The 23,232-nt window shown below is 66.3% G+C and carries 24 protein-coding genes and 1 pseudogene; 7 read left to right on the top strand and 18 right to left on the bottom strand.

The genetic code is table 11. The features are described 5' to 3' along the window. The 3 genes from MAA8898_RS16790 to hisD (MAA8898_RS16780) all read left to right on the top strand — a co-directional run. Positions 1 to 505 (top strand): transposase (locus tag MAA8898_RS16790; protein WP_141194881.1); only part of this gene is annotated, 505 nt, incomplete at its 5' end. A 46-nt stretch (positions 506 to 551) separates the two neighbouring features. Then, positions 552 to 2,876 (top strand): GH116 family glycosyl hydrolase, encoded by a 2,325-nt coding sequence (locus MAA8898_RS16785; protein ID WP_094022176.1) that lies wholly within the window; start codon positions 552 to 554, stop codon positions 2,874 to 2,876. 165 nt (positions 2,877 to 3,041) lie between these two features. Beyond that, entirely contained in the window at positions 3,042 to 4,328 is a 1,287-nt protein-coding gene (gene hisD, locus MAA8898_RS16780; RefSeq protein ID WP_094022175.1) for a histidinol dehydrogenase, read from the top strand. Positions 4,329 to 4,331: 3 nt separating this feature from the next. Here hisD (MAA8898_RS16780) and MAA8898_RS16775 read toward each other — a convergent pair whose 3' ends face one another. The 17 genes from MAA8898_RS16775 to MAA8898_RS16700 form a co-directional block, all read right to left on the bottom strand. Continuing rightward, positions 4,332 to 5,024 (bottom strand): RraA family protein, encoded by a 693-nt coding sequence (locus MAA8898_RS16775; RefSeq protein WP_094022174.1) that lies wholly within the window; start codon positions 5,022 to 5,024, stop codon positions 4,332 to 4,334. After that, positions 5,021 to 5,713: an alpha/beta fold hydrolase gene (locus MAA8898_RS16770; protein WP_094022173.1), complete on the bottom strand. Its 693-nt coding sequence runs from the start codon at positions 5,711 to 5,713 to the stop codon at positions 5,021 to 5,023. Before MAA8898_RS16770 ends, MAA8898_RS16775 begins: the two co-directional genes overlap by 4 nt. Beyond that, the gene (locus tag MAA8898_RS16765) at positions 5,710 to 6,831 is read right to left on the bottom strand and encodes a cobalamin-independent methionine synthase II family protein (RefSeq protein ID WP_094022172.1); all 1,122 of its coding nucleotides are present in this window, start codon (positions 6,829 to 6,831) and stop codon (positions 5,710 to 5,712) included. The genes MAA8898_RS16770 and MAA8898_RS16765 overlap by 4 nt, the downstream gene beginning before the upstream one ends. Positions 6,832 to 6,898: 67 nt before the next feature. Next, on the bottom strand, positions 6,899 to 7,882 hold the full coding sequence (locus tag MAA8898_RS16760) for a cupin domain-containing protein (protein ID WP_094022171.1): 984 nt from the start codon (positions 7,880 to 7,882) through the stop codon (positions 6,899 to 6,901). A 176-nt stretch (positions 7,883 to 8,058) separates the two neighbouring features. Further along, on the bottom strand, positions 8,059 to 9,015 hold the full coding sequence (locus MAA8898_RS16755) for an ester cyclase (RefSeq protein ID WP_094022170.1): 957 nt from the start codon (positions 9,013 to 9,015) through the stop codon (positions 8,059 to 8,061). After that, a complete protein-coding gene (locus MAA8898_RS16750) occupies positions 9,012 to 9,992 on the bottom strand; it encodes a nuclear transport factor 2 family protein (RefSeq protein WP_094022169.1) in 981 nt (326 codons plus the stop codon). Before MAA8898_RS16750 ends, MAA8898_RS16755 begins: the two co-directional genes overlap by 4 nt. Beyond that, the gene (locus tag MAA8898_RS16745) at positions 9,989 to 10,999 is read right to left on the bottom strand and encodes a nuclear transport factor 2 family protein (RefSeq protein ID WP_094022168.1); all 1,011 of its coding nucleotides are present in this window, start codon (positions 10,997 to 10,999) and stop codon (positions 9,989 to 9,991) included. Before MAA8898_RS16745 ends, MAA8898_RS16750 begins: the two co-directional genes overlap by 4 nt. Positions 11,000 to 11,005: 6 nt before the next feature. Then, on the bottom strand, positions 11,006 to 12,019 hold the full coding sequence (locus MAA8898_RS16740; protein WP_094022186.1) for a LacI family DNA-binding transcriptional regulator: 1,014 nt from the start codon (positions 12,017 to 12,019) through the stop codon (positions 11,006 to 11,008). Beyond that, positions 12,019 to 12,789, bottom strand: coding sequence for an SDR family NAD(P)-dependent oxidoreductase (locus MAA8898_RS16735; RefSeq protein WP_094022167.1), 771 nt, complete (start codon positions 12,787 to 12,789; stop codon positions 12,019 to 12,021). Before MAA8898_RS16735 ends, MAA8898_RS16740 begins: the two co-directional genes overlap by 1 nt. Beyond that, positions 12,786 to 14,117 (bottom strand): histidinol dehydrogenase, encoded by a 1,332-nt coding sequence (gene hisD, locus MAA8898_RS16730; protein WP_094022166.1) that lies wholly within the window; start codon positions 14,115 to 14,117, stop codon positions 12,786 to 12,788. Before hisD (MAA8898_RS16730) ends, MAA8898_RS16735 begins: the two co-directional genes overlap by 4 nt. 1 nt (position 14,118) lies before the next feature. After that, positions 14,119 to 14,610, bottom strand: a complete 492-nt coding sequence (locus MAA8898_RS16725; protein WP_094022165.1) for an ester cyclase — start codon at positions 14,608 to 14,610, stop codon at positions 14,119 to 14,121. Beyond that, complete coding sequence (locus tag MAA8898_RS16720) at positions 14,607 to 15,662, bottom strand: ABC transporter ATP-binding protein (RefSeq protein ID WP_094022164.1); 1,056 nt, start codon at positions 15,660 to 15,662, stop codon at positions 14,607 to 14,609. Before MAA8898_RS16720 ends, MAA8898_RS16725 begins: the two co-directional genes overlap by 4 nt. 11 nt (positions 15,663 to 15,673) lie before the next feature. Then, positions 15,674 to 16,555: a carbohydrate ABC transporter permease gene (locus tag MAA8898_RS16715; RefSeq protein WP_094022163.1), complete on the bottom strand. Its 882-nt coding sequence runs from the start codon at positions 16,553 to 16,555 to the stop codon at positions 15,674 to 15,676. A gap of 12 nt (positions 16,556 to 16,567) precedes the next feature. Further along, positions 16,568 to 17,596: a carbohydrate ABC transporter permease gene (locus MAA8898_RS16710; RefSeq protein WP_094022162.1), complete on the bottom strand. Its 1,029-nt coding sequence runs from the start codon at positions 17,594 to 17,596 to the stop codon at positions 16,568 to 16,570. 3 nt (positions 17,597 to 17,599) lie between these two features. After that, entirely contained in the window at positions 17,600 to 18,985 is a 1,386-nt protein-coding gene (locus MAA8898_RS16705) for an amidase (protein WP_094022161.1), read from the bottom strand. After that, entirely contained in the window at positions 18,982 to 19,140 is a 159-nt protein-coding gene (locus tag MAA8898_RS26330) for a hypothetical protein (RefSeq protein WP_176445200.1), read from the bottom strand. The genes MAA8898_RS16705 and MAA8898_RS26330 overlap by 4 nt, the downstream gene beginning before the upstream one ends. 146 nt (positions 19,141 to 19,286) lie before the next feature. Beyond that, the gene (locus MAA8898_RS16700; protein ID WP_094022160.1) at positions 19,287 to 20,522 is read right to left on the bottom strand and encodes an ABC transporter substrate-binding protein; all 1,236 of its coding nucleotides are present in this window, start codon (positions 20,520 to 20,522) and stop codon (positions 19,287 to 19,289) included. A gap of 256 nt (positions 20,523 to 20,778) precedes the next feature. Between MAA8898_RS16700 and MAA8898_RS16695 the strand changes: the two genes are divergently transcribed. Both MAA8898_RS16695 and MAA8898_RS16690 read left to right on the top strand, forming a co-directional pair. Continuing rightward, on the top strand, positions 20,779 to 21,060 hold the full coding sequence (locus MAA8898_RS16695) for a hypothetical protein (protein ID WP_094022159.1): 282 nt from the start codon (positions 20,779 to 20,781) through the stop codon (positions 21,058 to 21,060). A 68-nt stretch (positions 21,061 to 21,128) separates the two neighbouring features. Continuing rightward, complete coding sequence (locus MAA8898_RS16690) at positions 21,129 to 22,283, top strand: nuclear transport factor 2 family protein (protein WP_094022158.1); 1,155 nt, start codon at positions 21,129 to 21,131, stop codon at positions 22,281 to 22,283. 103 nt (positions 22,284 to 22,386) lie between these two features. Here the strand turns inward: MAA8898_RS16690 and MAA8898_RS25870 are convergent. Further along, a pseudogene (locus MAA8898_RS25870) lies at positions 22,387 to 22,512 on the bottom strand (transposase domain-containing protein); the annotation flags it as partial. 122 nt (positions 22,513 to 22,634) lie between these two features. Here MAA8898_RS25870 and MAA8898_RS26580 point away from each other — a divergent pair. Together MAA8898_RS26580 and MAA8898_RS26575 are read left to right on the top strand one after the other, a co-directional pair. Then, the gene (locus tag MAA8898_RS26580) at positions 22,635 to 22,889 is read left to right on the top strand and encodes a helix-turn-helix domain-containing protein (RefSeq protein WP_217900505.1); all 255 of its coding nucleotides are present in this window, start codon (positions 22,635 to 22,637) and stop codon (positions 22,887 to 22,889) included. Positions 22,890 to 22,910: 21 nt separating this feature from the next. Further along, on the top strand, positions 22,911 to 23,162 hold the full coding sequence (locus MAA8898_RS26575; protein ID WP_217900504.1) for a hypothetical protein: 252 nt from the start codon (positions 22,911 to 22,913) through the stop codon (positions 23,160 to 23,162). Positions 23,163 to 23,232: the final 70 nt, after the last annotated feature.

Raw genomic sequence — 23,232 nt, 5'->3', positions numbered from 1 at the left:
GACAAGGATGACACGACTGCGGGGCCGATCCGCCCGCGGTACCCGGCTGGAAGCCAATACGCCCTTCGGACACTGGCACACCCAGACCTTCATTGCGGGATTGCGGATCGACGAACTCAGCGCGCCTCGGATGCTGGATGGACCCATGAACCGCGCCGCTTTCGACCTCTACATCGAGACCCAGCTGGCACCCACATTACAGCCGGGCGACGTGGTCATCGCCGACAACCTGTCGGCCCACAAATCGGCCTGCGCACAGGAGGTTCTGAAGTCGCAAGGCAGCTGGCTGCTCTTCCTGCCGCCGTACTCGCCCGACCTCAACCCGATTGAAATGGCGTCCTCAAAACTCAAGGCACACCTGCGACGGCTCAAAGCCCGCACCTTCGACGCGCTTTTCCAATCCGTCGCACAAACATGCGACCTCTTCCCGCCAAACGAGTGCCGAAACCTCTTCAAGGATGCCGGTTATGTTGCAGATCAAGTGGACGATGCTCTAGGGCCTTGATTTCCGCGCAAAGCCCGTGTCGCCTACGACACAAGGAGAACAGCCCATGCGCCGCAACGATCCCTTTTCGGCACCCCGGTCGGCGCTCTGCCGCGACGGTGGCGATCTTCCACTGTCCGCGCCGAAGTGGGACGTGCTTCTGCATCCGGTGAGAGAGACCGGCGTGCCGCTCGGCGGCATCGGCACGGGTGGGATCATGCGGTCGTCGTCCGGCGCCTTCAGCCGCTGGACGATCAAGGCGGGCGACGTAAAGCATTTCACGCTTCCGGCGGCGGGTTTCCTGTTGCGCGCACAGCAGGATGGCGACAGGCCAGAGGCGCGGGCCTTGCAGCCCGATCCCGGCACGGGAGAGATGACCTCCCTTGACTTCGTCCCCGCCGAAGCCTGGCAGGGGCTCTTTCCCAAGGCCTGGCACCGGCATGCGCCCGTTGCGGGCGTGCGGGCAGACTGTCTTTCCTTTTCTCCGATCGTGCCGGGCGATCTGGCGACGGCGTCGCTTCCGGTCGCGCTCTTTCGCTGGAAGCTGACCAACGAAGCCGACCGTTCCGCCGACGCTGCCCTTGCGTTCACATTCCCCAATCTCAACGGCTGGTTCCGCAGTTTCGGCGAAGATCGTCCGAGACGCACCGCCACCGGCGGCTTCAACACGCCGTTCGAGGGCAGAGAGGCTTTTGGCGTGGTGCTGGACCAGGCCCAGGCGGGGGAGGAGCGCGGCGAAGGCCAGGGGCAATGGGCCATCGCCTGCCGGCCAGAGCCCGGGGTCGCGCTGTCTCGATCGGTCTGCTTCGACGGCTACGGCGACGGCGCGGCCTTCTGGTCACCGTTCGTCAAGGAAGGCTCGGCCCCGCCGCTGGACCAAAGCTGGGTGGTGGAAGGCGGCTTTCGGGAGAACCGGCCGGGGCTGGCGACGGGGGCGGTGGCCGCGTCGGTGCGGCTGGCGCCGGGCGAGAGCGCGGTGCTGACCTTTGCCCTTGTGTGGGACCTGCCTGCCATCAGCTTTGGACAGGGCCGCCGGTGGTGGCGCGGCTATACCGATCAATGGGGCCGCTCTGGCACCAGTGCGGCGGCGATCGCCGATCACGCCCTCGGCCACGCGACCGAATGGGAGGCTCGGATCGACGCCTGGCATGGCGAGGCGGAGGCGTCCGTCGGAGACGCGCCGCACCGCGCGGGCCAGGCGATCAACGAGCTTTATTTCCTCGTCGACGGCATGACGGTTCTGACCTCGGCCACCGGCGCGCCCGACGACCGGCGGCATTTCGGCCTGATCGAGTGCCACGACTACGCGCTGTACAACACGCTGGACCTCTGGATCTACGCCGCCGAAGCCGTCGGGCGGCATTTTCCCGAGCTTGCCGCGATGGTGACAGAGGATTTCGCCGCGCTGACGCTCGCGAGCGATCCGCGCCTGCGCCGCCACCGCTGGCATCACGGGCTTTTTCCGATCAACGCACCGGGCTGCTGTCCGCACGATGTCGGCGGACCGGGCGAAGACCCGTTCGTCGTGCCCAATTCCTACACCTACCGGGACCCGAACCTCTGGAAGGACCTGAACTGCGACCTCGTGCTTTGCATCTTTCGCGAGGGGCGGGCGATGGGCAGGGATTGGCGGGTGCGCCTGTTCCCGGCTGTCCGCGTCGCGATCGATCGCCTCCAGCGCTTTGACATCGATGGCGATGGCTTGATCGAGAACGATGGCACGCCGGATCAGACCTTTGACAACATCCCGATGAAGGGCGTGTCGAGCTACTGCGGTGGGCTCTGGATCGCCGCGCTGCTGGCCGGGGCCGACCTGGCCCGCGAAGCCGGCGAAAAGGGGCTGTCACGGCGCTGGCGCGATCAGGCGCGTGACGCCGGCGCGGTCTATGCCCGGCTCCTGTTCAACGGCGAATATTTCAGAGTGGACACCCAAGGCCCGCTGTCCTCGGCCTGTTTCATCGAACAGCTCTTCGGGCCGTTTCTGGCGCGGCGGCTTGGCCTTGGCGACATCGTGCCCGCCGAGATGGCGCGAACGGCCCTGTCGAGCGTTTTCCGCCGCAACTTCATCGAAGCCGGCGGAGGCGAGGGCGCCGTGTCGCTGTCGGCCATCCCGGCCTCGGCGCGCGATGCGCTTCCCCACAAGGCCGACAGCAGCTTTCAGACTTCGGAAATCCAGCCCGGTTTCAACTACAGCTTTGCGGCGCAGCTGGGCACATGGGGGCTGGGCGACGAGGCCGACACCCTTTACCGGGCGCTGCATCATCAGCTTCACGTTCGACGCAACCTGGTGTTCCAGACCCCCGCCGCCTACGACCGGGACAGGCTTTCCTGCCGGGCGATCCTGAACATGCGACCGCTTTCCGCCTGGTGGATGCTGCCGCCCGGGGCATGACAGAGGGCGCGCAGCGTTTGATGAATGCGTTTGCAGAAATATTTCTCGCTCCGGTATCTTGCGTGGGAATACCCATTTTTGTTGCCGTTTCCTGGGTCGAATACGTTTGCAGTTTTTCAGTCGGCCGGTAGTATGCGGCGACTCGCAGACAACAGGTTCAGGACCATGCCAAGCACCAGCGGTTTCGACGGTATCACCCATATCAAGGCACCCGGCCGCAGCGCCGCGACGGACGCAATGGACGTCTCCTCGACGGTTTCCGAGGTGCTCGCCGCGGTCGCGGCCGAAGGCGACGCTGCCGTCCGGCGCTTTGCCAGCGCCTTTGACCGATCCGATCTCGAGGCCTTCGAGGTCACGGCGGCGGATCGCGCCGCGGCGGTTGCGGCGCTCGATCCGCAGACCCGTGCCGATACCGAGTTCGCCATCGGCAACGTGCGCGCCTTTGCCGAGGCGCAGCGCGCCACGATGCAAGAACTAGACGTCGAGATCCGCCCCGGCGTGCATCTGGGGCACCGGATCATCCCGCTGGAGCGGGTCGGCTGTTACGTGCCCGGCGGGCGCTATCCGCTGTTGTCCGCGCCGATCATGACAATCGTGCCCGCCAAGGTCGCCGGCGTCAGCGAGGTGATTGCCTGTCTGCCGCCGAATGCGCATCCCGCGATGATTGCCGGGTGCCACCTGTCGGGCGCGGACCGGATTTTCCGTATCGGTGGCGCGCAGGCGATCGCGGCGATGGCCTTCGGCACCGAAACCGTGCCGCGCGTGGACAAGATCGTCGGCCCCGGCAACGCCTTCGTGAACGAGGCCAAGCGGCAGGTTTTCGGGCCCGTGGGCATCGACCAGCTGGCCGGCCCTTCCGAGATCTATACGCTGGCCGATCACACCGGCGATGCCGAGATGATCGCGACCGACCTTCTGGCGCAGGCCGAGCACGACGTGCGCACGCGGGTCGGGCTGATCACCACCGATGCGGGCCTGGCCGAACGAGTGGTGGCGGAGGTCGCGCGCCAGCTTGGCGACCTGGCCACCGCCGCGACCGCGCGCGTCGCCTGGGAGGACTACGGCGAGGTGGCGGTGGCGCGTGACGAGGCGGCGATGCTGGCCTATTCCGACCACATCGCGGCCGAGCATCTTCAGGTGCACACGGCAGATCCGCAGGCCACGGCGGCAAGGCTGCGCCACTACGGGTCGCTCTTCATCGGTGAACTGGCCAGCGTGGTCTATTCCGACAAGTGCTGCGGCACCAACCACACGCTGCCGACGATGGCGGCGGGGCGCTATACCGGCGGGCTCTGGGTGGGCGCCTATGTCAAGGTCGCGACACATCAGTGGATGGAACCCGAAGGGGTTCTGGCCGTCGCGCCGCCCGCCGTGCGGCAAAGCACCAGCGAGGGGCTGGACGGCCACCGCCGCGCGGCCCAGCTGCGACTGGACCGGCTGCAGGCGGGATAGAGATCAGGTCCGCGCGGCCTCGAAGGCGGTCCAGGCCGCCTCGAATGCCGCAAAGTCGAAGCCGGGCGCGCGCGCGGGGTCCAGCACCAGGCGTTCGGTTTCCTGCATCTTGCGGATCGCGGCCCCGAGCCTGTCGACAACATCTGACGGGATGACCACCGCGCCGTGCCGGTCGGCGTGGACCAGGTCGCCGGGGCGGATCGTCAGGCCAAAGACCGTCACCGGCACGTCCAGCGCGGTGACGTGGACATAGCCGTGGCTCGGCCCGATGGACCCGGCGACAACCGGATAGCCGGGCGCGAGGTCGCCCAGATCGCGCATCACGCCGTTCGTCAGCGTGCCGGCCAGGCCAAAGCCCTTGTGGATCGCCGTGTTGACCTCGCCCCAGAAGGCGCCGACCGCCTCGGCGCCGTCCTCGTCCTCGATCACGCAGACGGCCGGTTTCGGTGCTTCGGCCATCGCCTTGTAATAGGCCATGCGGCGGGCGCGGATCACGTCCGGGGCCTCTGTCGGCGGTTCCAGGGCGCGGATCTTGGCGGTGACGGCATGGCCGACCATGACGCCGCCGGCATCGCTTGCCAGGACGGTCCCGCGGGTGAAGCCGGAAAAGCCGCGCTTGCCCTTCGCCACCTCGATGGCATTGCAGATCGTCGGGGTGTCGCAGCGTCTGAGCAGATCGAGCAGGTCGGTGTTCATGTGTCCTCCAGCCAGCGGAGCAGGGCCGCCGTCGTGCGTTGGGGTTGTTCGAGGGTGGGCAGGTGCCCGGCGTTGGCGACGATCACGAGCTGCGAGCCGGGGATCAGCGCGTGCATCTGGTCGTGACGGTCGCGGGGACAGAGCTTGTCCTCGGCGCCCATCAGGACCAGGGTCGGACCGCGGTAGGCCGCGAGCGTTTCGGTCTGGTCGGGCCGGCTGGCCAGTGCGCGGGACTGGCGGACAAAGACTTCGGGCCCGAGGCCGAGGGCCATGTCAAGGCAAAGGTCCAGGATCGCCGGCTTTTCGGGGCTTTCGACCAGGTAGTTCGGTTTCAGTTCGTCGCGCATGACCGCGCGCAGCCTGCCCGCCGTCACCGCCGCGATCTGGGGGTCGCGGGCGGCCCTGACCTCGGGCCGTTCCGCGCGCGGGTTCGTGTCGAGCAGGGCGAGGCGCTCGACGCGGTCAGCGGCCTGACGGAGGATCTCCATGGCGACGATGCCGCCCATCGACAGGCCGGCCAGGGCAAACCGCGGCGGCGCGGCGGCCAGGACAGCGGCGGCGAGCGCCTGCATCGTGTCATGTTCCGTGATCGGTGCGTGGATGACCGCGCGGCGCCCAAGGGACGCCATCTGCGGCCCCCAGAGACGGGCGTCACACATCATCCCGGGCAGGAGGACCAGCGGCGTCATGAGACCAGGCGCGCGCCTTCGCTGAGCGTCGCGAGCTTGGCCCAGGCGATTTCGGGGTCCACCGCGCCGAAGCCCGCGAAAGTGCCAAAGCCGCAGTCCGAGCCCGCGATTACGCGGTCCACACCGACGATATCCGTGAAACCTTCGATGCGCTGGCGCACCAGTTCGGGGTGCTCGACGAAGTTGGTCGTCGTGTCGACGACGCCCGGCACAAGGACCCTGTCGTCGGGAATGTCGGCCTTGCGGTCCCGGAACACGGTCCATTCATGGCCGTGGCGCGGGTTCGAGGTTTCGAACAGCATGTAGCGCGCGTCGACCTTCATCAGCGTGTCGAACATCTTGGACATCGGGATGTCGCAGACATGCGGACCTTCGTAGTTGCCCCAGCAGATATGGACCCGCACCTTGTCCTTGGGCACGTCCGCCAGCGCGTGGTTCAGCGCTTCGACGTGCATGTTCGCGACGCGGACGAACTCTTCGTCGCTGAGGTCGGTGAACAGCATGTGCCGCGACAGGGCGAGATCGGGGCAATCGAGTTGCAGGTCCAGGCCCGAGGCCACGATCGTCTCGTATTCCGCCTTCATCGCGTCGGCCAGCGCGGCAAGATAGGCCTCGCGCGTCGGATAGTGGTCGTTCTGAAGAAACAGCGAGATGACGCCCGGGCTTGCGGCATTCATGAAGCCACGCTCGACGCCGTTGGCCTGCATCGCCGTCTTGAGGTTGGCGATGTCCTTCTCCAGCTCACCCTGGCCCTTGGACTTGACGTCGCCCACGCACATGGGCCGGGCGTACTTCGGCGTGCCGCCGTCATTGGCGAGCCGCTGGAGAAAGGACGGGTAGAGCTTGAGATCGGCGGGCGCGTTGCGCGGGCTGTCGCCGTCGAAGCCGGTGTAGCGGTCCTTCACGTAGGTCGCGTAAGAGATCTTGGAGGTCTCGCCGTCGCTGACGATCCCGATGCCGGCCTCCTTCTGGCGACGGACCAGCATCGCGACATGCTCGGTCATGACGGCATCGAATGCGGCCTGGTCATAAGGTTCCTTGCGTTCGCGGGCGAAAATCTGGTCAACGACCGCCTGGCTGCGCGGCAGGCTTCCGACATGGGTGGTTTGAACGGGCATCGCGGGTCCTTTGTCTTGCAGGGTTGCGCCGGGCGCGAATGGCGCGCCCGGCGGATCGGCGGGGCGTTCAGCGCTGCCAGGTCGGACCGGCCGGATCGCCGGTGGCGACCACGTGATACAGGCTGGCTTCGCCGGTCATCGAAGGTACGGCCGTGTGCATCAGGTTTTCGGGCACCGACATCGTGTCACCGGGCGCCAGGACCGCTTCGCCGGCGGCGTAGGTGTCGTTGCCGTCCCAGGTGACCTTCCAGTGGCCGCGCATCGGCATCAGGACTGACGGACGGTCGTGGCTGTGCATCTCCCCGGTGGCGCTGCCGCGGGTCACAAAGCCCACTTCAAAGCCCGGCTTGTCGCGCAGCACGCCGTTTTCCCCGATCACCAGCGCCGGCTTGCGGTCGGCGAGCGCGTAGAGATCCCAATAGCGCGCCACGTGGTTCGGCAGGACCTCGGCTGTCGTCGGCTCGGGACGCTTGGCCAGTTCCGCCTCGGACATCAGCGGCATCGGCTTGACGCCATCGGGCAGCGACTGGCCCTTCTTGGTGTCATAAAGCTTGCCGTTCTCGCCCAGCACCAGGCCGTGATCGCGCGCGTCCTCGATCACCTGCGGCGCCCACATCACGCCGCCGCCGGCGTCGTCACCGCCGAGGATCGCCATGATCATCCCGTAATCGGTGCCGATGTTCTCGAAACCGCGGAAGATCCCGGTGGGGATGTTGAAGATGTCGCCTTCTTCCAGCACGACTTCGCCGGCGGTGCCCCAGCGGCCCCAGAAAAACCGCCAGCGCCCCTTGAGGACAAAGAACGCCTCGGCCGTGTGGTGGTCGTGCAGCGAGTTGCGGCAGCGTGGCGGTTGCCCTGCCGCGCCGATGTTGAAGCCGTGCGGGATGGTGATGTGGACGTGCTGATCGGGGCTTTCCGAGACGCCGCCGCCGATGATGGTAAAGTTCTCCTTCTGGTTCGATCCCGGCGTGTGGGCGTCGATGAAGGCGGTCTTGCAGGGTTTGAGTTCGCCGTAGCGGACGATGCGGGCAGTCATGTCGTGCGTGGTCATGGTCGTTTTCCTGGATGGGCCGCGGGGTCAGACGCGCGGCCTGGAGTAAGGGGAAGAAGAGGGGGTGCGCGCAGCGACACCCGGACCCGGAGGGTGATTGTTCAGGCGCCGGGCGCGGCGGCTGGCGAACCATCCGAGCAGCGCGAGGACGGAGCCGGGTAGAGGGGCCAACCGGGTCATGCGGCCGCGAGGTGGATCTGTTTCCAGATTGCCACCTCGTCCCAGAGGCTCCATTCGCGACGCAGGCCGCGCGGGCCGAACTCGGCATGGGTGAAGCCCATGACATGCACTTCGGCCCCGGTCGGCGCGCCAAACCGCCCGTGGCCCGAGTGGGTGCCGGTGAGGCTCCAGCGGACCGCGGCGCGATCCGGCTCGCCCGGGTCGGCGCGGCCGATCCGGTGGTGAACCTTGAAAGCGGCGTCGGGAAAGGCGGCGCGCAACTGCATCCACTCGGCTTCCAGCGCGGGGCGCCCCCAGCCGGTCACGCCGCCGGCATGGTAGAACCCGACCGCCCGGTCGTAGTCGCGCCCGATCACGGCGATGTCGTGAGACATGATCGCGGTCAGATTGTCGGCCAGCCGCGCGCCAAGCGGATGGTCGTTGCCGGTGCCGGAATAGGGGCCGGGGCGGTCCTGGTCGGGCGTGAAGGGGCGTGTCGCCCTGTCGCGGCCGCCTTCGCGCGCGATCATGTCGCGCGCCCAGTCGCCGGGATCGTGGCCAAGCTGCCGGACCATGGACGACACGTCGTAGCAGAGCCATTCGTCGGTGATCACCTCGTCCTCGACGTAGCAATCCGCGATGCAGAGCGTCGAGACAAAGCGGTCGGTCGGCGGCCCGAAGACGCCGTGCCCCGTGTGCCGGCCCAAGATGCGGACGCGGTGCGATGAGAGGTAGCCCTCGGCCTCGCTGCCTGACCAGATCACGTCCTCTCCCAGCAATTGCCGGTCGGGAAAGGCCGCCTGCGCGGCCAGCGTGTCGCGAATGACCGCCTGGTTGCCCAGGATCAGGCCCTGGGTCGAGCGCATCACCATGTCGCGCCCGTAGGTCTGATGAAGCGTCGCGATCCCGCGATCCTCCCAGATCTCCCTGGTCACGCCAAGGATGTAGTCGGGCAGGGTGGCGTAGCGGCTCATTCGGTGGCGCCCGTGTGCAGGAGGATCTGCTTCCAGACGGCGATCTCGTCGATCACCGTGAATTCGCGGCGCAGGCCCCAGTCGCCCCATTCGGCATGGGTCGCGCCCATGACATGCACTTCGGCGCCGGAGGGCGGACCGAAATGCCCGTGGCCGCTGTGCGTGCCGGTCAGCGACCAGCGCACAGCGGCGCGACGGGGCAGGCCGGGGTCTTCGCGGCCGATGACGTGATGGATCTCGAATTTCGCGGTCGGGAAGGACGAGCGCAGACGCATCCAGTCGGTTTCGGCAAAGTCCCAGGACCAGCCGCCGCGGGCGCCCCAATGCTCGGTGCGGACGGCGCGGTCGTATTCGCGGCGGATGACGGCGAAATCCTTTTCCATCATCCGCGTCAGGATATCGCCGAGACGGGCGCCCCATTCATTGTCGTTGCCGGGCCCGGTGTAGGGGCCCTGCACGTCGTCGCGGGGGTGAAAGGGTCTCTGGCAGGTCTCGGGGCCGCCCTCGGACTTGATCTGGTAGCGGGCATAATCGGTGGGGTCCCAGCCCAGTTGCCGGGCGATGCCGCCGACGTCGCGGATCAGCCATTCGTCGTCGATCACGTTGGCCTTGGCGGCGCAATCCGCGATCACGCGGATCTCGAAGCGTTTGCCGGTCGGCGGGCCAAAGGCGCCGTGACCGGTGTGCGTGCCAGAGGTCACCAGCCGGTGCGAAGACAGGTAGCGGCCGTCTTCGGGACCTTCGGACCAGATCACATCCTCACCCAGAAGCTGGCGGTCGGGCACTTCGGCCAGTGTCGCCAGAGTGCCGTCGATCACGCCCGCGTTTCCGCGCACGAGGCCCGAGGGAAACCGCATCGGGATGTCTGGGCCATAGTAGTCGTGCAGCGTGGCGAGGCCCCGGTCTTCCCAGATCTCCTTGGTGATCTTCAGGATGTAATCCGGCAGGTCCTTGAACTTGTTGGAGAAGTCTTTCATTCGTGCTGTCCGGTTTGCAAGAGTATCTGTTTCCAGATCGCGGTTTCGTCGATCAGGGTCCATTCGCGGCGCAAGAGCGGCTCGCCGCCGGGCGACGGCCCCCATTCGGCGTGGGATATCCCCATGATGTAGACCTCGGCCCCGGTCGGCCGGCCGAACCGCCCCCACCCTGCATGCCGTCCGTGCAGCGACCAGCGGATCGCCGAGCGGGGCGGCATCATCGGGTCGTCGCGCCCGATCCGGTGCTCAATCCGAAAGGTCGCGTCGGGAAAGGCCGCGCGCAGCGCCATCCAGAACTGGTCCGCCTCGCTGCGGCCCTGGGTCAGGACGTGGCCTGGGTAGTGCAGCGTCGCGGCGCGGTCGTAGGCGGCGGGTATCCGGTCCATGTGGCCGGCCATGATGGCGTTCAGCAGGTCGGCATGGCGCGCGCCCCAGTCGCTGTCGTTGCCCGTGCCGTCGTAGGGGCCCGACACGTCGGTTTCGGGCGTCATCGGCTTGACGCAGCGATCCGCCCCGCCCTCGCGGGCGATCAGGTCGCGGGTCCACTCGACCAGGTCGAACCCCATCTGCCGCACGATGGCCGATTGGTCGCGCACGAGCCATTCGTCATAGACCGCATCCGACCGGATCGCGCAGTCCGCTAGGATGCGATAGGCCAGCCGCGCGCCGGTCGGCGCGCCGTAGACGCCCGGCCGCGTGTGCGTCGCGGTGCAGATCAGCCGGTGCGAGGACAGGAACGCCTGAGTGTCGCCGGTGGTTCGCGCCGGGTCGTCGCACCAGATCACATCCTCGCCCAGAAGCTCGCGGTCGGGAAATTCGGCCAGCGTGGCCATCGTCGCGGCGATCACGTTGGTGTTGTCGGTCAGCACGGACGCGGGCGAGCGCACGATCAGGCCCGGCGCGTAGCGGTGTGTGAGGCTGGCGATCTGGCGCGCCTCCCAGATCTCGTAGGTGATGCCGTTGATGAACTCGGGCACGTCGCGCCATTTCGGGTCAAAGCCGCGCATGTAGACCTATCCTTGTTTTAACCGGGTCGAGCCGCGCACGATCAGCTGCCCCTCGATCTTGATACGGTCGGGTGCGACGGTCGGGTCCTCGATCCGCTCCATCAGGCTCTCGACCGTGCGTGCGACCATCTTGTTGATTGGCTGGCGATAGCTCGTCAGGTCGTAGGCGGGCCAAGCCGCGATCGGCACGTCGTCAAAGCCGACGATGCCCACCTCGTCGGGCACCTTCAGCCCCAGCTTGTGGCGCACCACGTCCATCGCCGCAAAGGCCATGTGGTCGTTCGCGACAAAGGCGGCCTCGGGCCGGTCATGCCCCGCGAACATCTCCAGCGCGGCGGCACGGGCGCGGCCATATTCAAAGCCACCGACTTCGCGCGCGGCCAGGTCCAGCCCGGCTTCTGCCAGACCCTCGCGAAAGCCCGCTTCGCGGTGCCGCTGCGTCGAGGCGCCTTCGAACCCGGCCAGGTAGCCGATCCGGCGATACCCGCAGTCGACCAGGTGGCGCGCCAGCACCTTGCCGCCGAGATGGTTGTCGGTCGTGACAGAGCACAGCCGGTCGTCGTCCTGTTCGCGGTTGAAGAGGACCACGGGAATGCCGTGATCGACGCAGCGCTGCGCAAGGTCCGACGACATCGAAACCGAGGCAAGGATGATGCCGTCGACCTGGTAGTCGAGGATCTCCTTCATCACGTCTTGCACGTCACCCACCGTCGGCGCGGCCATGAAGACGAGGACATGGTAGCCTTCGTCCTGTAGCGCGACCGAAATCTTCTGGATCGCCTCGGGGTAGAACTGGTTGTCGAGATAGGCCACCACCAGGCCGATGATCTGGCTGCGCCCGGTGATCATGGCGCGGGCCACGCGGTTGGGGCGATAGCCCAGTTCCTCGGCGGCACGCAGGACCTTTTCGCGGGTCTTTCGCGACGCGCTGGCGCCCGGCGTGAAGACGCGGCTCACCGCGGACTGGCTGACGCCCGCCCGCGCCGCGACCTGCGCCGATGTGACCTTGCCCGGGTGCATCATCCGGCCGTCCATCCGCCGTCGAGCAGCATCGAAGTGCCCGTCATCAGCCCCGAGGCGTCCGAGGCCAGGTAGACCACCGCGCCCATGATGTCCTCGACCTCGCCCACCCGGTCGAGCTTGATCTTGTCCATGATCCAGGCGCGCCGCTCGGGGTTGTCGAAGGTGGCCTGTGTCAACGCGGTGCGCACGAAGGTCGGGCAGATGGTGTTCACGCGGATGCCCTTCTTGCCCCATTCCAGCGCCATCGCCTTGGTAAAGCCTTCGACAGCGTGCTTGGTCGCGCAATAGACGGCGCGTTCGATGCCGCCGACATGGGCCATCTGGCTGGAAATGTTGATGAGACTGCCGGGCTTGCCGGCCGCGATCAGACCCTTTGCCACCGCGCGGGTGAGGAAATAGGCGCCCTTGATGTTCAGCCCCGCCACGAGGTCGAAATCGGCCTCGGTGGTCTCCAGCGCGGGCCCGTGCCGCGCGACGCCGGCCGAGTTGACCAGCACGTCGTAGGGGCCTGTCTCGGCCACGGCGGCTTCGGTCGCGGCCACGTCCGCCACGTCGAGGGCCAGCGCGCGGGCCGCCAATCCTTCGGCCCGCACCTCTTCGACGACCTCGTCCAGCTTGTCGGTCCGGCGCGCGGCCAGCGTGACCTCGGCACCGGCGCGGGCCAGCGCCACGGCACAACCCAGGCCGATGCCGGAGGACGCGCCGGCGACCAGCGCGCGCTTGCCCTCCAGCCGGAAACCGGGTGTCTCTGGCAGGCGTGCTGTCACTCTGCGGCTTCCTTGTAGGGCGCGGGCGCACCATAGGGCACGTTCAGCCCGCCGTAGCGGCGCACGCGGACATTGCACTGTTCGGCATGGCCGACAAAGCCCTCGAGCAGGCAGAGCCGCGACCCATAGGCGCCGATGTCTGCTGCGGCCTCGTCGGTCAGGACTTTCTGGTAGCTGTGCGTTTTGAGATACTTGCCGACCCACAGCCCGCCCGTGTAGCGCCCGGCCTTCTTGGTGGGCAACGTGTGGTTCGTCCCGATCACCTTGTCGCCGTTGGCGACGTTGGTGCGCGGACCCAGAAACAGCGCGCCGTAGCAGGTCATGTTCTCGAGGAACCAGTCGTCCCGATCCGTCATCACCTGGACGTGCTCGGAGGCAATGTTGTCGGCGACCTGAAGCATCTCCTCGTAGGTGTCACAGACGATGACCTCGCCGTAGTCTTCCCAGCTTGTGCGCGCGGTGTCGGCGGTGGGCAGGATCGCCAGCAGGCGCTCGATCTCGGCCATGGTGTCGCGGGCGAGCCTGTCGGAATTGGTCAGCAGCACGCAGGGGCTGTTGTAGCCGTGTTCGGCCTGGCCCAGCAGGTCGGTGGCGCACAGTTCGGCATCGGCGGCGGTTTCGTCGGCGATCACCATCGTCTCGGTCGGGCCGGCGAAAAGGTCGATGCCGACACGGCCGAACAGCTGCCGCTTGGCTTCGGCCACAAAGGCGTTGCCGGGGCCGACCAGCATGTGCACGGGGTCGATCGTCTGGGTGCCGATGGCCATGGCGCCGATCGCCTGGATTCCGCCCATGACGTAGATCTCGTGCGCACCGCCCAGCTTCATGGCGGCGATCACCGCGGGGTTCGGTTCGCCCTTGAAGGGGGGTGTCGCGGCGATGATGCGCGGCACGCCGGCGACATCGGCCGTGGCGACCGACATATGCGCGCTGGCGACCATCGGGAACTTGCCGCCCGGAACGTAGCAGCCGACGCTTTGCACGGGGATGTTCTTGTGTCCGAGGATCACGCCGGGCAGCGTCTCGACCTCGATGTCCAGCATCGAGTCGCGCTGCGCCTGGGCGAAACGGCGCACCTGGGTCTGGGCAAAGCGGATGTCGTCCATGTCCCGGTCGCCGACCTTGGCGACCAGCGCGTCGATCTCGCTGTCCGACAGGCGATAGCTTGTGCGGTCGTACTTGTCGAACTTCACCGACATCTCGCGGACGGCGGCGTCGCCGCGCTCTTCGATGTCCTTGAGGCCAGCCTCGACGATGGCGCGTGTTTTCGCGTCGTCTTCGGCGCGTGCGGCGGCGGGCTTGCCTTCTTTCAGGTAGCGGATGGTCATGTCATGCCTCTTGATGTTCGGATGCTGCGGGGGCGTCGGGGTCCAGGTGTTCCCAGCCGCGCCCGCTAAAGATGTCCTCGCCCAACTGCGCCAGCACCGAGGCAAAATCCACCGACACCCAGTTGTCGGCGATCTTGCCGTCGCGGACGACCCAGAAGTCCATGTAGGGGATCGTCACCCGCTTGCCGGTGGGCGCGTGGCCCATGAATTCGCCGGAATGCGTCGCCTCGATATGACCAAAGCACGACGCCCAGTCGCCTTCGCATATGAAGCGCACGGTCTTGTAGTCGCGATCGGTGAAGGCGGCGCGCAGCGGCAGCTGCCAGTTCTGGCGGAACGCCGCCAGGCCGTGCTTGGTGCCGCAGCCCCGGTTGCCCATCCATCGGAAATCGTCGTGAAAATGGGCCGCCATGTCGTTCGAATTCGCCGCAAGCGCCGCCTCCATGCGCAGGATGACCTGGCGCGTCGCTTCGGCCTGTTCCTCCGGTGTCATCCGTGATTGATCCTTTCGCCCGTGGCCGTGTCGAAGAGGTGGCAGATCGACGCCGGGATCCGCGCGTTGACGATGTCGCCGATGTTGGCGCGATATTCCTTGTTGGTCTTGATCGACACCAGTGAGCCGCCAAGCCGCCAAGTGATCATCGAAGCCTCGCCCAGAAGCTCGATCGAATAGACCGGCGCCGAGATCTGCCCGTCGCCCTGGATGATCTCGGCGTCCTCGGCCCGGAAGCCCAGCGTGATGTTGCTGGTCGCGGTCTGCGGCAGCCCCTCGACCCGGACGCCCTCGGCGATGAAGGTGCCGTTTTCCAGCTTGCCCTCGACCAGGTTCATCGCCGGCGAGCCGATGAAGCTGGCGACGAAGGTATTGGCGGGATTGTCGTAGATGTCGGTCGGCGTGCCGACCTGCTGGATCTTGCCGGCGTTCATCACCACCACGCGGTCGGCCAGCGTCATCGCCTCGATCTGGTCGTGGGTCACGTAGACCGTGGTCACCCGCAGCTTGGATTGCAGGTTCTTGATCTGCGCCCGCGTCGAGACACGCAGCTTGGCGTCGAGGTTCGACAGCGGCTCGTCCATCAGGAACACGGTGGGCTTGCGGACAATCGCGCGACCCAGCGCAACGCGCTGGCGCTGGCCACCCGACAGTTCGGCCGGGCGCCGGTCCATGAAGTCCTCCAGCTCGACCATGCGGATCGCGGCCATGACCTTGTCGTGGTGCTGGTCCTTGGGGACCTTGCGCACCCGGAGCGGGAAGCGGATGTTCTCGTAGACACTGAGGTTCGGATACAGCCCGTAGGACTGGAACACCATCGAGATGTCGCGGTCCTTGGGTTCGAGGTCGTTCACAACCTTGCCACCCATGATGATCTGGCCGTCGGTCACGTCCTCGAGACCCGCGATCATCCGCATCGTCGTGGACTTGCCGCAGCCCGAGGGGCCGAGAAGAACGAGAAATTCCTGATCCGCGATGTCGAGATCGAAATTGTCGACGCCCACGAAGCTGCCCCAGCGCTTGTTGACGTTCTTCAATTGCAGTCTGGCCATGAGAGCCTCCTTTATCCTTTGACGGCGCCCGCGGTCAGACCGCTGACGATCTGGCGCTGGAAGAAGAGAATGAGAACGAACAGCGGCACGATGGCCGAGACCACCGCCGCGACGGCATACATCACCCGGCCCTCTTCCTGCGTGGACCCGAGGAAGGCGTTGATCTTGGGGATCATCGTCTGGTTTTCCTGGCTGAGCAGCATCGAGGTGACGGTGAAGTCGTTGTAGGCGAGCAGGAAGCTGAACAGCCCCGTCGTCACCACGCCCGGCCACATGACGGGAATGATCGCCAGCCGGAACGCCTGAAAGCGGGTGCAGCCGTCGACCATCGCGGCCTCGTCGAGGTCCTTCGGGATCGACAGGAAAAAGCTGTGCAGCATCCACAGCGTGAAAGGCTGGTTGATCGCCACCAGCACGATGATCGTCGTCGGCAGGTAGCCCCAGATGTTGAGCTGGAAGAAGGGCAGCAGGTAGCCCGACACCAGCGTGACATGCGGCATGGCGCGGAACACGAGCGCGGCCATCAGCAGCCAGAAGGTGTACTTGAAACCCGACCGCGCCAGCGCGTAGCCGCCAAGCGTGCCCAGCGTCAGCGAGATGATGACGACCGAGACGGTGACGATGGCGGTGTTGATGACGGCGCGCCAGAATTCCTGCTCGATCCAGGCGCCCCGGTAGCCGTCCAGCGTGAACGGCGTGCCGAACTGGCGTTCTGTGACAGGCCCGGTGATGGCGTTCATCCAGTCGGCGCGGCTGAAGAAATCGCCCTCGACCTTGAAACTGCCCCACATCGTCCAAAGGAACGGAAAGGCGGCGATCAGCACCCAGAGCGCGACGATGGTCATCGACACGACCTTGAGCGAGACGGGTTGGCGAGCGGCAGGATTGGACATGGGTCGCGCTCCTCAGGTCTTGCGGTTGAATTCGCGCCAGTTCCGGCGCAGCACCGGAAGCAGCAGGATGACGACGCCGATGATGGTCAGCATCGAGGTCGCCGCGGCCGATCCGAAGAGCGGCGATTCCGCGGCGCGCAGGTCGTTGTAGATCAGGTAGCTGAGCGACGTGGCGCTTGCCGCTGCCGAGAAACCGATGATCGGCTCGAAGACGCGGAAGTTGTCCATCAGCTGCATCAGCGCGATGAAGGTCGCCAGCGGCATCAGGTAGGGGATGGTGACAAAGCGGATCCGCTCCCACCGGCTCGCGCCGTCGACCATGGCGCTTTCCATCGTGTCCTGTGGCACGGTTTGCAACCCGGCGTAGAAGACGACAAAGGCAAAGGGTGCGGAATGCCAGACCCCGTAGACGAAAAGCGTGATCCAGGTCAGCGTCGGCGAGGCCTTGAGCGACAGCGTGGGGTCGTCGAATATCGCCTGAAGCGCGGCCCCGATGACCCCCCGGCTGTCGATCATCCAGAACAGCACCAGCGACCCGACAAGCGGCGTGACCAGCATCGGGATCAGGGAAAAGAAGATCACCGGTCCCTTCAGCATTTTCGGCACCGCGTTGACCACGATGGCGATGATGAAGCCGAGGATGATCACCAGCGGCGTCACGATAAAGGTATAGGCAAGCGTGAAGGCCAGCGCCTTGTAGAGCGGCAGGTTCATGATCCTGTTGCGGATCTCGTTCCAGTTCTCCGAGGTGGCAAAGATCTCGCCGATCTCGTTGGTCGCGAGGTGGCTGGCGTTGGTGTAGGTGCCGAGCCCGTTGAACCGCCCGGCGGGCTGTTCGGCGCGCAGAGCCGACATCGCCTGGGCATCGACCACCACTTCGGTCGTCGTGCCGAATGGCCCACGAGTCTCACTCTCGATCAGGATCTGTTCGTGTTCGACAAACAGCGACTGGTAGGCGACAGAGACGATCGGCAAGGCGATGAAAAGGATCATCGCAAACAGCGACGGCCAGATGAAGGCAAGGAATGTCTTGTGTGGCATGGCCTATGTCATCTCCTCGATCAGGTGCGAAGTCGGGGCAGGCGGCAGCGTGGCGGCGTCGAACGCGCCATGGTCGGTGCGTTGCTCGAAGGCATCGCCGATCCCGAGGATCGTGCGTTCTGCGCCGCGCCGCCCGACGATCTGCAAGCCAAGCGGCATACCCCCGGCAAAGCCCATCGGCACCGAAAGCGCCGGGTGGCCGGTCATGTTGAAGGGCAGGGTACACATCGGGGTCCAGCGCGCCGCACCGCCCGCGAAATCCGAGAACGGCGGCGCGACGGTGAGCGCGGTCGGGGTCAGGATGGCGTCGAACCGGGTCAGGACCGCGTCGAGTTCGGCGGACAGAAGGGACGCGGCCTGGCGTGCATTGTCCACGTCGCGGTCGTCCAGCACCGCGCCGGCGGCCATGGATTGATAGGCCATCCTGCCCATGACGCCGCCGTCGCCCTTCAGGTGGGCGGCATGCGTGGCCAGACCTTCCGCGTGGATCAGAACGGCAGCGGCGGCAATCATCAGGTCGAGGTCGGGCAGATCGACGGGCGTGACCTCGGCTCCGGCGAGGCTGAGGGTCGACGCGGCGGCGTCGAGGTTCCGGATCACGGCGGGATCGACCGCCCCCCCGGCCCAGCCGCGCGCGCAGCCGATCCGCAGCCCGTCAAGACGGCGCGTATCGCCAAGCGCGCAGGGCTCGGCAGCAAGGACGCCGTGCAGCACGGCGGCCTCGGCCGCGGTGCGCGCCATCGCGCCGGGTGTGTCGAAAGACGGCGCGAGCGGCAGCGATCCTTCGCGCGGCAGGAGGCCCCGCGTCGGCTTCAGCCCCACCGTCCCGCAATAGGCCGACGGGCTGCGCACGGACCCGCCGGTGTCGGAACCGAGCGCAATGCGGATCATCCCGGCGGCGATGGCGGCGGCGGCGCCCGAGGACGACCCGCCGGTTATCCGATTTCTGTCCCAGGGGTTGCGCGGCTGGTCGTAAAGCCCGTCCTCGCCGGGCCCGACGATGGCAAGCTCATAGGTCGCCACCAGGCCGATGGGCACGGCGCCGCCGGCCCGCAGCCGCGAGACGCAGGCCGCGTCGCTCTCCGCCACCCGGCCCGCGAACAGCTGTGTTCCGTAGCGGACCGGCCAGCCCGCGACGTCGAATATGTCCTTGATGGCGACGGGGATGCCGTGGAGCGGTCCGAGGTCGCGGCCCGCCGCCAGCGCGGCGTCCGCCGCCTCGGCGGCGCGCAGCGCACCGTCGCGGTCGATGTGAACGAAGGCCCCGATATCCGCGTTGCGGTCATCAATCCGGGCGAGATGCGCCTGGGTCAGCGCGACCGATGTCAGGCGGCCGTCACGCAGCAGGCGGCCCGCCTGCTGGATGCCCAGGTCGGGCAGGGGCGTCATGTCTTTGCCTCGGCGGCGGTTTCGAGATACTGCGCCACGCGATCGGAGAATTGCCGGAGCGTCCGGGCGGTCACCTCGATTGCGACGATGTCGGCGTCCTTTGTCGGCCGGATGCCACGGGCGGCAAGAGTGGCAAGAAGCGTCTCGCGGTCCATCTCGTCTCCTCCCTTTGCCCTGTGCCTTCAGGCAAACCCTTCCCGGCGCGCCCGACGATGGGGCGCGGGATCGTCCGCCTTTTATTTACCGAATTCAGGTGGTTGTGTGGACGGGCCAGCCCGTGGCCCGTCCAGCAAGAGTGGGCTCAGTTCAGAAAGCCCGCTTCCTTGGCCGCGGTGGTATAGGCGGCTTCGATGTCTTTCAGCGCCTGTTCCGCGCTTTCCTGACCCTGCAGGTACTCGGCCAAGTTGTCGCCCAGTGCGGTGTGCAGAAGACCCATGTATGGCAGCATCGGATAGGGACGCGCGCCCTTGTTCAGGCCGTCGATCACGCCGGAGGCCGCCTTGGTCGGTTCGTAGCCGTCGATCAGCCACACGGCCTTGTCCAGGTTCTCGGCCATCATGTCGGGCGAAATGCCTTTCATCATCGCGATGAAGGAGGCTTCGGCGTCCTCGTCCGAGATGTTCTTGGCGATCGTGAAGCCATCCCACCAGAGCGCGGCGGTCGGGATCGTGTCGTCGCCGATCGCCGGCGCGGCGGCAAAGGACGTGTTGGCGGCGATTTCCGGAGCCGGGCTGTCGTCGGCGATATAGGCGCCGGCGCGCGAGCCCCACGAGATCGACAGCACGGCCTCGTCGGCCTCCCAGACGGGTTTCTGCGCGTTCGAATCGAAGGTCGCCCAGTCGGTGCTCATGTAGCCGACCATCTTCTTCATGTTGTCGAGCACCGCGAGACCGTCTTCGTTGTTGATCGCGAGCTTGGCTGTGCCCGGCTCGAAGAAGTCGTTGCCGGTGCCGAGGTAGGTGTTGACGAATTCGGCGGCCAGGTTCCAGCCCGGCATGAAGTTCGACGAAATCGGCGTTTCGTACCCGGTGGCCTTGAGCTTTTCGGCGGCGGCGAACAGCTCGTCATAGGTCTGCGGGACCTCGATGCCATTCTCGGCCAGAACGTCCTCGCGGTAGTACAGGTGCTGCGAGTTCGCCATGAAGGCGATGGCCATGATCTTGCCGTTCACGACGATTTTCTGGCTGTCCAGAAGCTGTTGGCCGTGCTTGGCCACAAGATCATCCAGCGGGCGGATCAGGTCGTCGTTCAGAAGCGGAACGATCGAGTTCGTCGCGACGACGGCGACGGTGTAGGTCGCCGGGTTGATCGACAACGCCGGCACCTGGATGTTCTTGTGCTCTTCTGTCTGGTTCTTCGTCACCTCGACGACCGAAGAGGCGCACTTCTCTGCCCACTCCGCGACAGCGTGAAGCGCCGCAAAGTCATTGGACAGGATACGAACCGAGCCGCTTTCGATGCCGCAGTCTGCCCAGGCCACGCTCCCGGCGACGATCAGCGCCGAGGCCGCGACGGCCGATTTCAGATGGAATGTCATGTATTGGAAGCTCCCCGTTGGCAGGACTTGGTCGCGCCGCGCGGGCGGCGTCCAGTTGTTTTTGTCCGAAACCCGGAACTCCGGGTCCGAGTCCTTTGGTACTGATTTTTGAATTCGCTTGCAATAATTTTCTTCCCAAGCGGAAATGCCCGGGCATCGGGCGCCTGGACACGGCGGCCAGCGAGAATGACAAGCGCAGATTTTCGCAGGTCTGGCGGAACCTTGGGGCACGGCACCGACCGGCTTTCGCGCCCCTTTGCCCGCGCTGGTCGACGCCGAAGTGCAACTGCGAGCAGCGCATACTGCCACCGAATCGCTGGACGTGGACGCGATGGCGGACTGGTTCCGGGCGCCGATGTCCGACCTCCTGCGCCGAAACGGCGGCTTTCTGGGTCTCGGGGCGCCGAACCTTGAGGTCATGCGCCACGAGAAAAGGAGCCGCGAGAACTGGCGACAGATCGAAATGCCCAACGTCCGCCGCCAGGCGGGCGTCGATGTTCCGGCGCGGATACAACGGCTTTCCCGGCGGTCCCTCTAATTCTCTTGCAATCGAATGCACGATCTGCATTCTCAGCTTCTGACACTCACCGCTGACCGGAGGCTGACATGGCGCGCGAGACGACGAACGGAAACGGCAAGGACACCGCGGCCACGCCCAGGGTCCTTCAGTCGGAGCGCCGCGATTTCACCGACCTCGTGCCGACGGACCGCGAGCGTGCCCAGCCGATGCGCGGCTTCGATCCGATCTACACGGACATCGTGGACTACATCATCCGCTGCACGCACCGTATCTGGGACGAGCGCGATGTCGGGCTGATCTACACCCACTACACCCACAACTGCGTGGTCTACGGCGCGACGGGAACGATTTACAACCGCGAGGACGTGGTGCACGACACGATCCGGCGCCTGTTCATGCTGCCCGAGCGGCGCGGCATGGCGACCCATGTGATCTGGAACGGCAACGAGGACGACGGGTTCTACACCTCGCACCTTGTCACCGGGGCAGGGCGCCACACCCAGCCCGGCATCTATGGCCCGCCAACGGGCCGCACCTTCGTGGCGCGCACCATCGCCGACTGCATGATCTACGAGAACAAGATCTACCGCGAATGGCTGGTCGTCGACAGCATGGCGCAGGTCAAGCAGATCGGGCTCGACCCGCAGGCCTATGCCGAGACCCTGGCAAGGCCCTATTTCGAGAAGGGCCTGCTGGCGGTCGACATGGGTGAAAACCGCCGCATGATCGGCCAGTATCCGCCCGAGGCCGAGTGCGACACCTCGATCGCCAACAGCGATCTCGAGACCGAGGTGCTGCGCTGGCTGCACGAGATTCACAACCGTCGGATGTTCGGCAAGATCCGCGATGTCTACGCGCCGACGGTGCAGTACCATGGCCCGCTCATGAAGGAGCTATACGGCCACGGCGCCGTCACGCACCAGATCATCGGCCTCTACGCGACCATCCCCGACGGTTTCTATATGCCGCAGCACATCTGTTCCTGCCCCTGCGACGAGGGCGGCACCAAGATTGCCGTGCGCTGGATCGTCGAGGGCCATCACCTGGGGTGGGGCGTCTTCGAGGAACTGGGCGCGCCCACGGGAAAAAGGCTTCAGGTCATGGGCATGAGCCATTTCCATATCCGGGACGGCAAGGTCGTGGACGAGTGGACCTGCATCGACGAAATGTCGCTGCTGATGCAGATCAAGCTCGCGCAGATGGCCGACCGGAACAGCGCCATCCTGACCGACAGGGAATAGGTGAGGGTGTCATCGTTGCCGACGAAGGCCTCGGTCAGGGCGGGGTCTTTGGCCAACGGGTTGGCGACATGGACGATGGAGCAGGCACAGGTCGTTGTGGGCATCAGGCCGCCTCGCGGTTTGGGTAACCTGCGCGTTTCCAGTTCCCAGGCAACAACTCGGCCAGCCGGTTGGCCTTGTGATCGTGGATGCGGACAAGGTGGTCGGCGAGGTATGCTTGCGGATCGAGGGTGAATCGTCACCGATTCCGGGCGGGAGAAGAAGCGCCGGAGCCGCGTGTCAGGCGACACGGCAAACTGACCCCCTGTCGACATGAGGAACTGCCCCCACCTGTGGAGAGGAGGTTCCTAGATGACCGAGTTGAGGAAAGGTCTTTCACCGATGGTGGTGTCGGGGAGGATCGAGATGCGGACGCCGGACGAAGTGTCGGCCATGCTTGCGTTGCAGGCCTGCGGTTGGGGGAGCAAGCGGATCGCGGCCGAGCTGGGGTGCTCCCGGAACACGGTGAAGCGCTGGCTGGCGGAGGGCGGCTGGTGCGCCGCGAAGGCCCAGCGGCGACCCCGGGCGCTCGACGGTCTTGAGGCATGGCTGGGCAAGCGGCATTGACGCCATGCCGGCAATGCCGACGTGGTCCGGCAGGACTTCGCGGCGGAACTCGGGATCGCGGTGAGCCTGCGCACGGTCGAGCGCGAAGTCGCCCACCTGCGCCAGGAGCTGCGTGCCGAGGCCCGCGCGACGGTGCGCTTCGAGATGCGGCCGGGTCAGGAGTTGCAGATCGACTTCGGAGAGCGGCGCGTCGCGATCGGGGACCGGATGGAGAAGGTGTTCTTCTTCGTTGCCACGCTCGGCTATTCCCGCAGGCTGCACGCCCGGCCCTAAGCGCACTCGTCGAGGATGAACTCGCTCATCACGTTGTAGAACTTGGCTTCTGCCTCGGTGTAGCTGTGGT

This window comes from Antarctobacter aquimaris (assembly GCF_900184945.1).
In the GTDB taxonomy this organism is placed as follows: Bacteria; Pseudomonadota; Alphaproteobacteria; order Rhodobacterales; family Rhodobacteraceae; genus Maliponia; species Maliponia aquimaris.
Note: the sequence above shows the minus strand (reverse complement) of the source record. Positions and strands in the feature narration are given on the sequence as shown.

Bases quoted from the DNA above. Each gene is read 5' to 3' on its own strand.
- MAA8898_RS16785 (WP_094022176.1), top strand. From the start codon at position 552: ATGCGCCGCAACGATCCCTTTTCGGCACCCCGGTCGGCGCTCTGCCGC.
- hisD (WP_094022175.1), top strand. From the start codon at position 3,042: ATGCCAAGCACCAGCGGTTTCGACGGTATCACCCATATCAAGGCACCC.
- MAA8898_RS16775 (WP_094022174.1), bottom strand. From the start codon at position 5,024: ATGAACACCGACCTGCTCGATCTGCTCAGACGCTGCGACACCCCGACG.
- MAA8898_RS16770 (WP_094022173.1), bottom strand. From the start codon at position 5,713: ATGACGCCGCTGGTCCTCCTGCCCGGGATGATGTGTGACGCCCGTCTC.
- MAA8898_RS16765 (WP_094022172.1), bottom strand. From the start codon at position 6,831: ATGCCCGTTCAAACCACCCATGTCGGAAGCCTGCCGCGCAGCCAGGCG.
- MAA8898_RS16760 (WP_094022171.1), bottom strand. From the start codon at position 7,882: ATGACCACGCACGACATGACTGCCCGCATCGTCCGCTACGGCGAACTC.
- MAA8898_RS16755 (WP_094022170.1), bottom strand. From the start codon at position 9,015: ATGAGCCGCTACGCCACCCTGCCCGACTACATCCTTGGCGTGACCAGG.
- MAA8898_RS16750 (WP_094022169.1), bottom strand. From the start codon at position 9,992: ATGAAAGACTTCTCCAACAAGTTCAAGGACCTGCCGGATTACATCCTG.
- MAA8898_RS16745 (WP_094022168.1), bottom strand. From the start codon at position 10,999: ATGCGCGGCTTTGACCCGAAATGGCGCGACGTGCCCGAGTTCATCAAC.
- MAA8898_RS16740 (WP_094022186.1), bottom strand. From the start codon at position 12,019: ATGCACCCGGGCAAGGTCACATCGGCGCAGGTCGCGGCGCGGGCGGGC.
- hisD (WP_094022166.1), bottom strand. From the start codon at position 14,117: ATGACCATCCGCTACCTGAAAGAAGGCAAGCCCGCCGCCGCACGCGCC.
- MAA8898_RS16725 (WP_094022165.1), bottom strand. From the start codon at position 14,610: ATGACACCGGAGGAACAGGCCGAAGCGACGCGCCAGGTCATCCTGCGC.
- MAA8898_RS16720 (WP_094022164.1), bottom strand. From the start codon at position 15,662: ATGGCCAGACTGCAATTGAAGAACGTCAACAAGCGCTGGGGCAGCTTC.
- MAA8898_RS16715 (WP_094022163.1), bottom strand. From the start codon at position 16,555: ATGTCCAATCCTGCCGCTCGCCAACCCGTCTCGCTCAAGGTCGTGTCG.
- MAA8898_RS16710 (WP_094022162.1), bottom strand. From the start codon at position 17,596: ATGCCACACAAGACATTCCTTGCCTTCATCTGGCCGTCGCTGTTTGCG.
- MAA8898_RS16705 (WP_094022161.1), bottom strand. From the start codon at position 18,985: ATGACGCCCCTGCCCGACCTGGGCATCCAGCAGGCGGGCCGCCTGCTG.
- MAA8898_RS26330 (WP_176445200.1), bottom strand. From the start codon at position 19,140: ATGGACCGCGAGACGCTTCTTGCCACTCTTGCCGCCCGTGGCATCCGG.
- MAA8898_RS16700 (WP_094022160.1), bottom strand. From the start codon at position 20,522: ATGACATTCCATCTGAAATCGGCCGTCGCGGCCTCGGCGCTGATCGTC.
- MAA8898_RS16690 (WP_094022158.1), top strand. From the start codon at position 21,129: ATGGCGCGCGAGACGACGAACGGAAACGGCAAGGACACCGCGGCCACG.
- MAA8898_RS26580 (WP_217900505.1), top strand. From the start codon at position 22,635: ATGACCGAGTTGAGGAAAGGTCTTTCACCGATGGTGGTGTCGGGGAGG.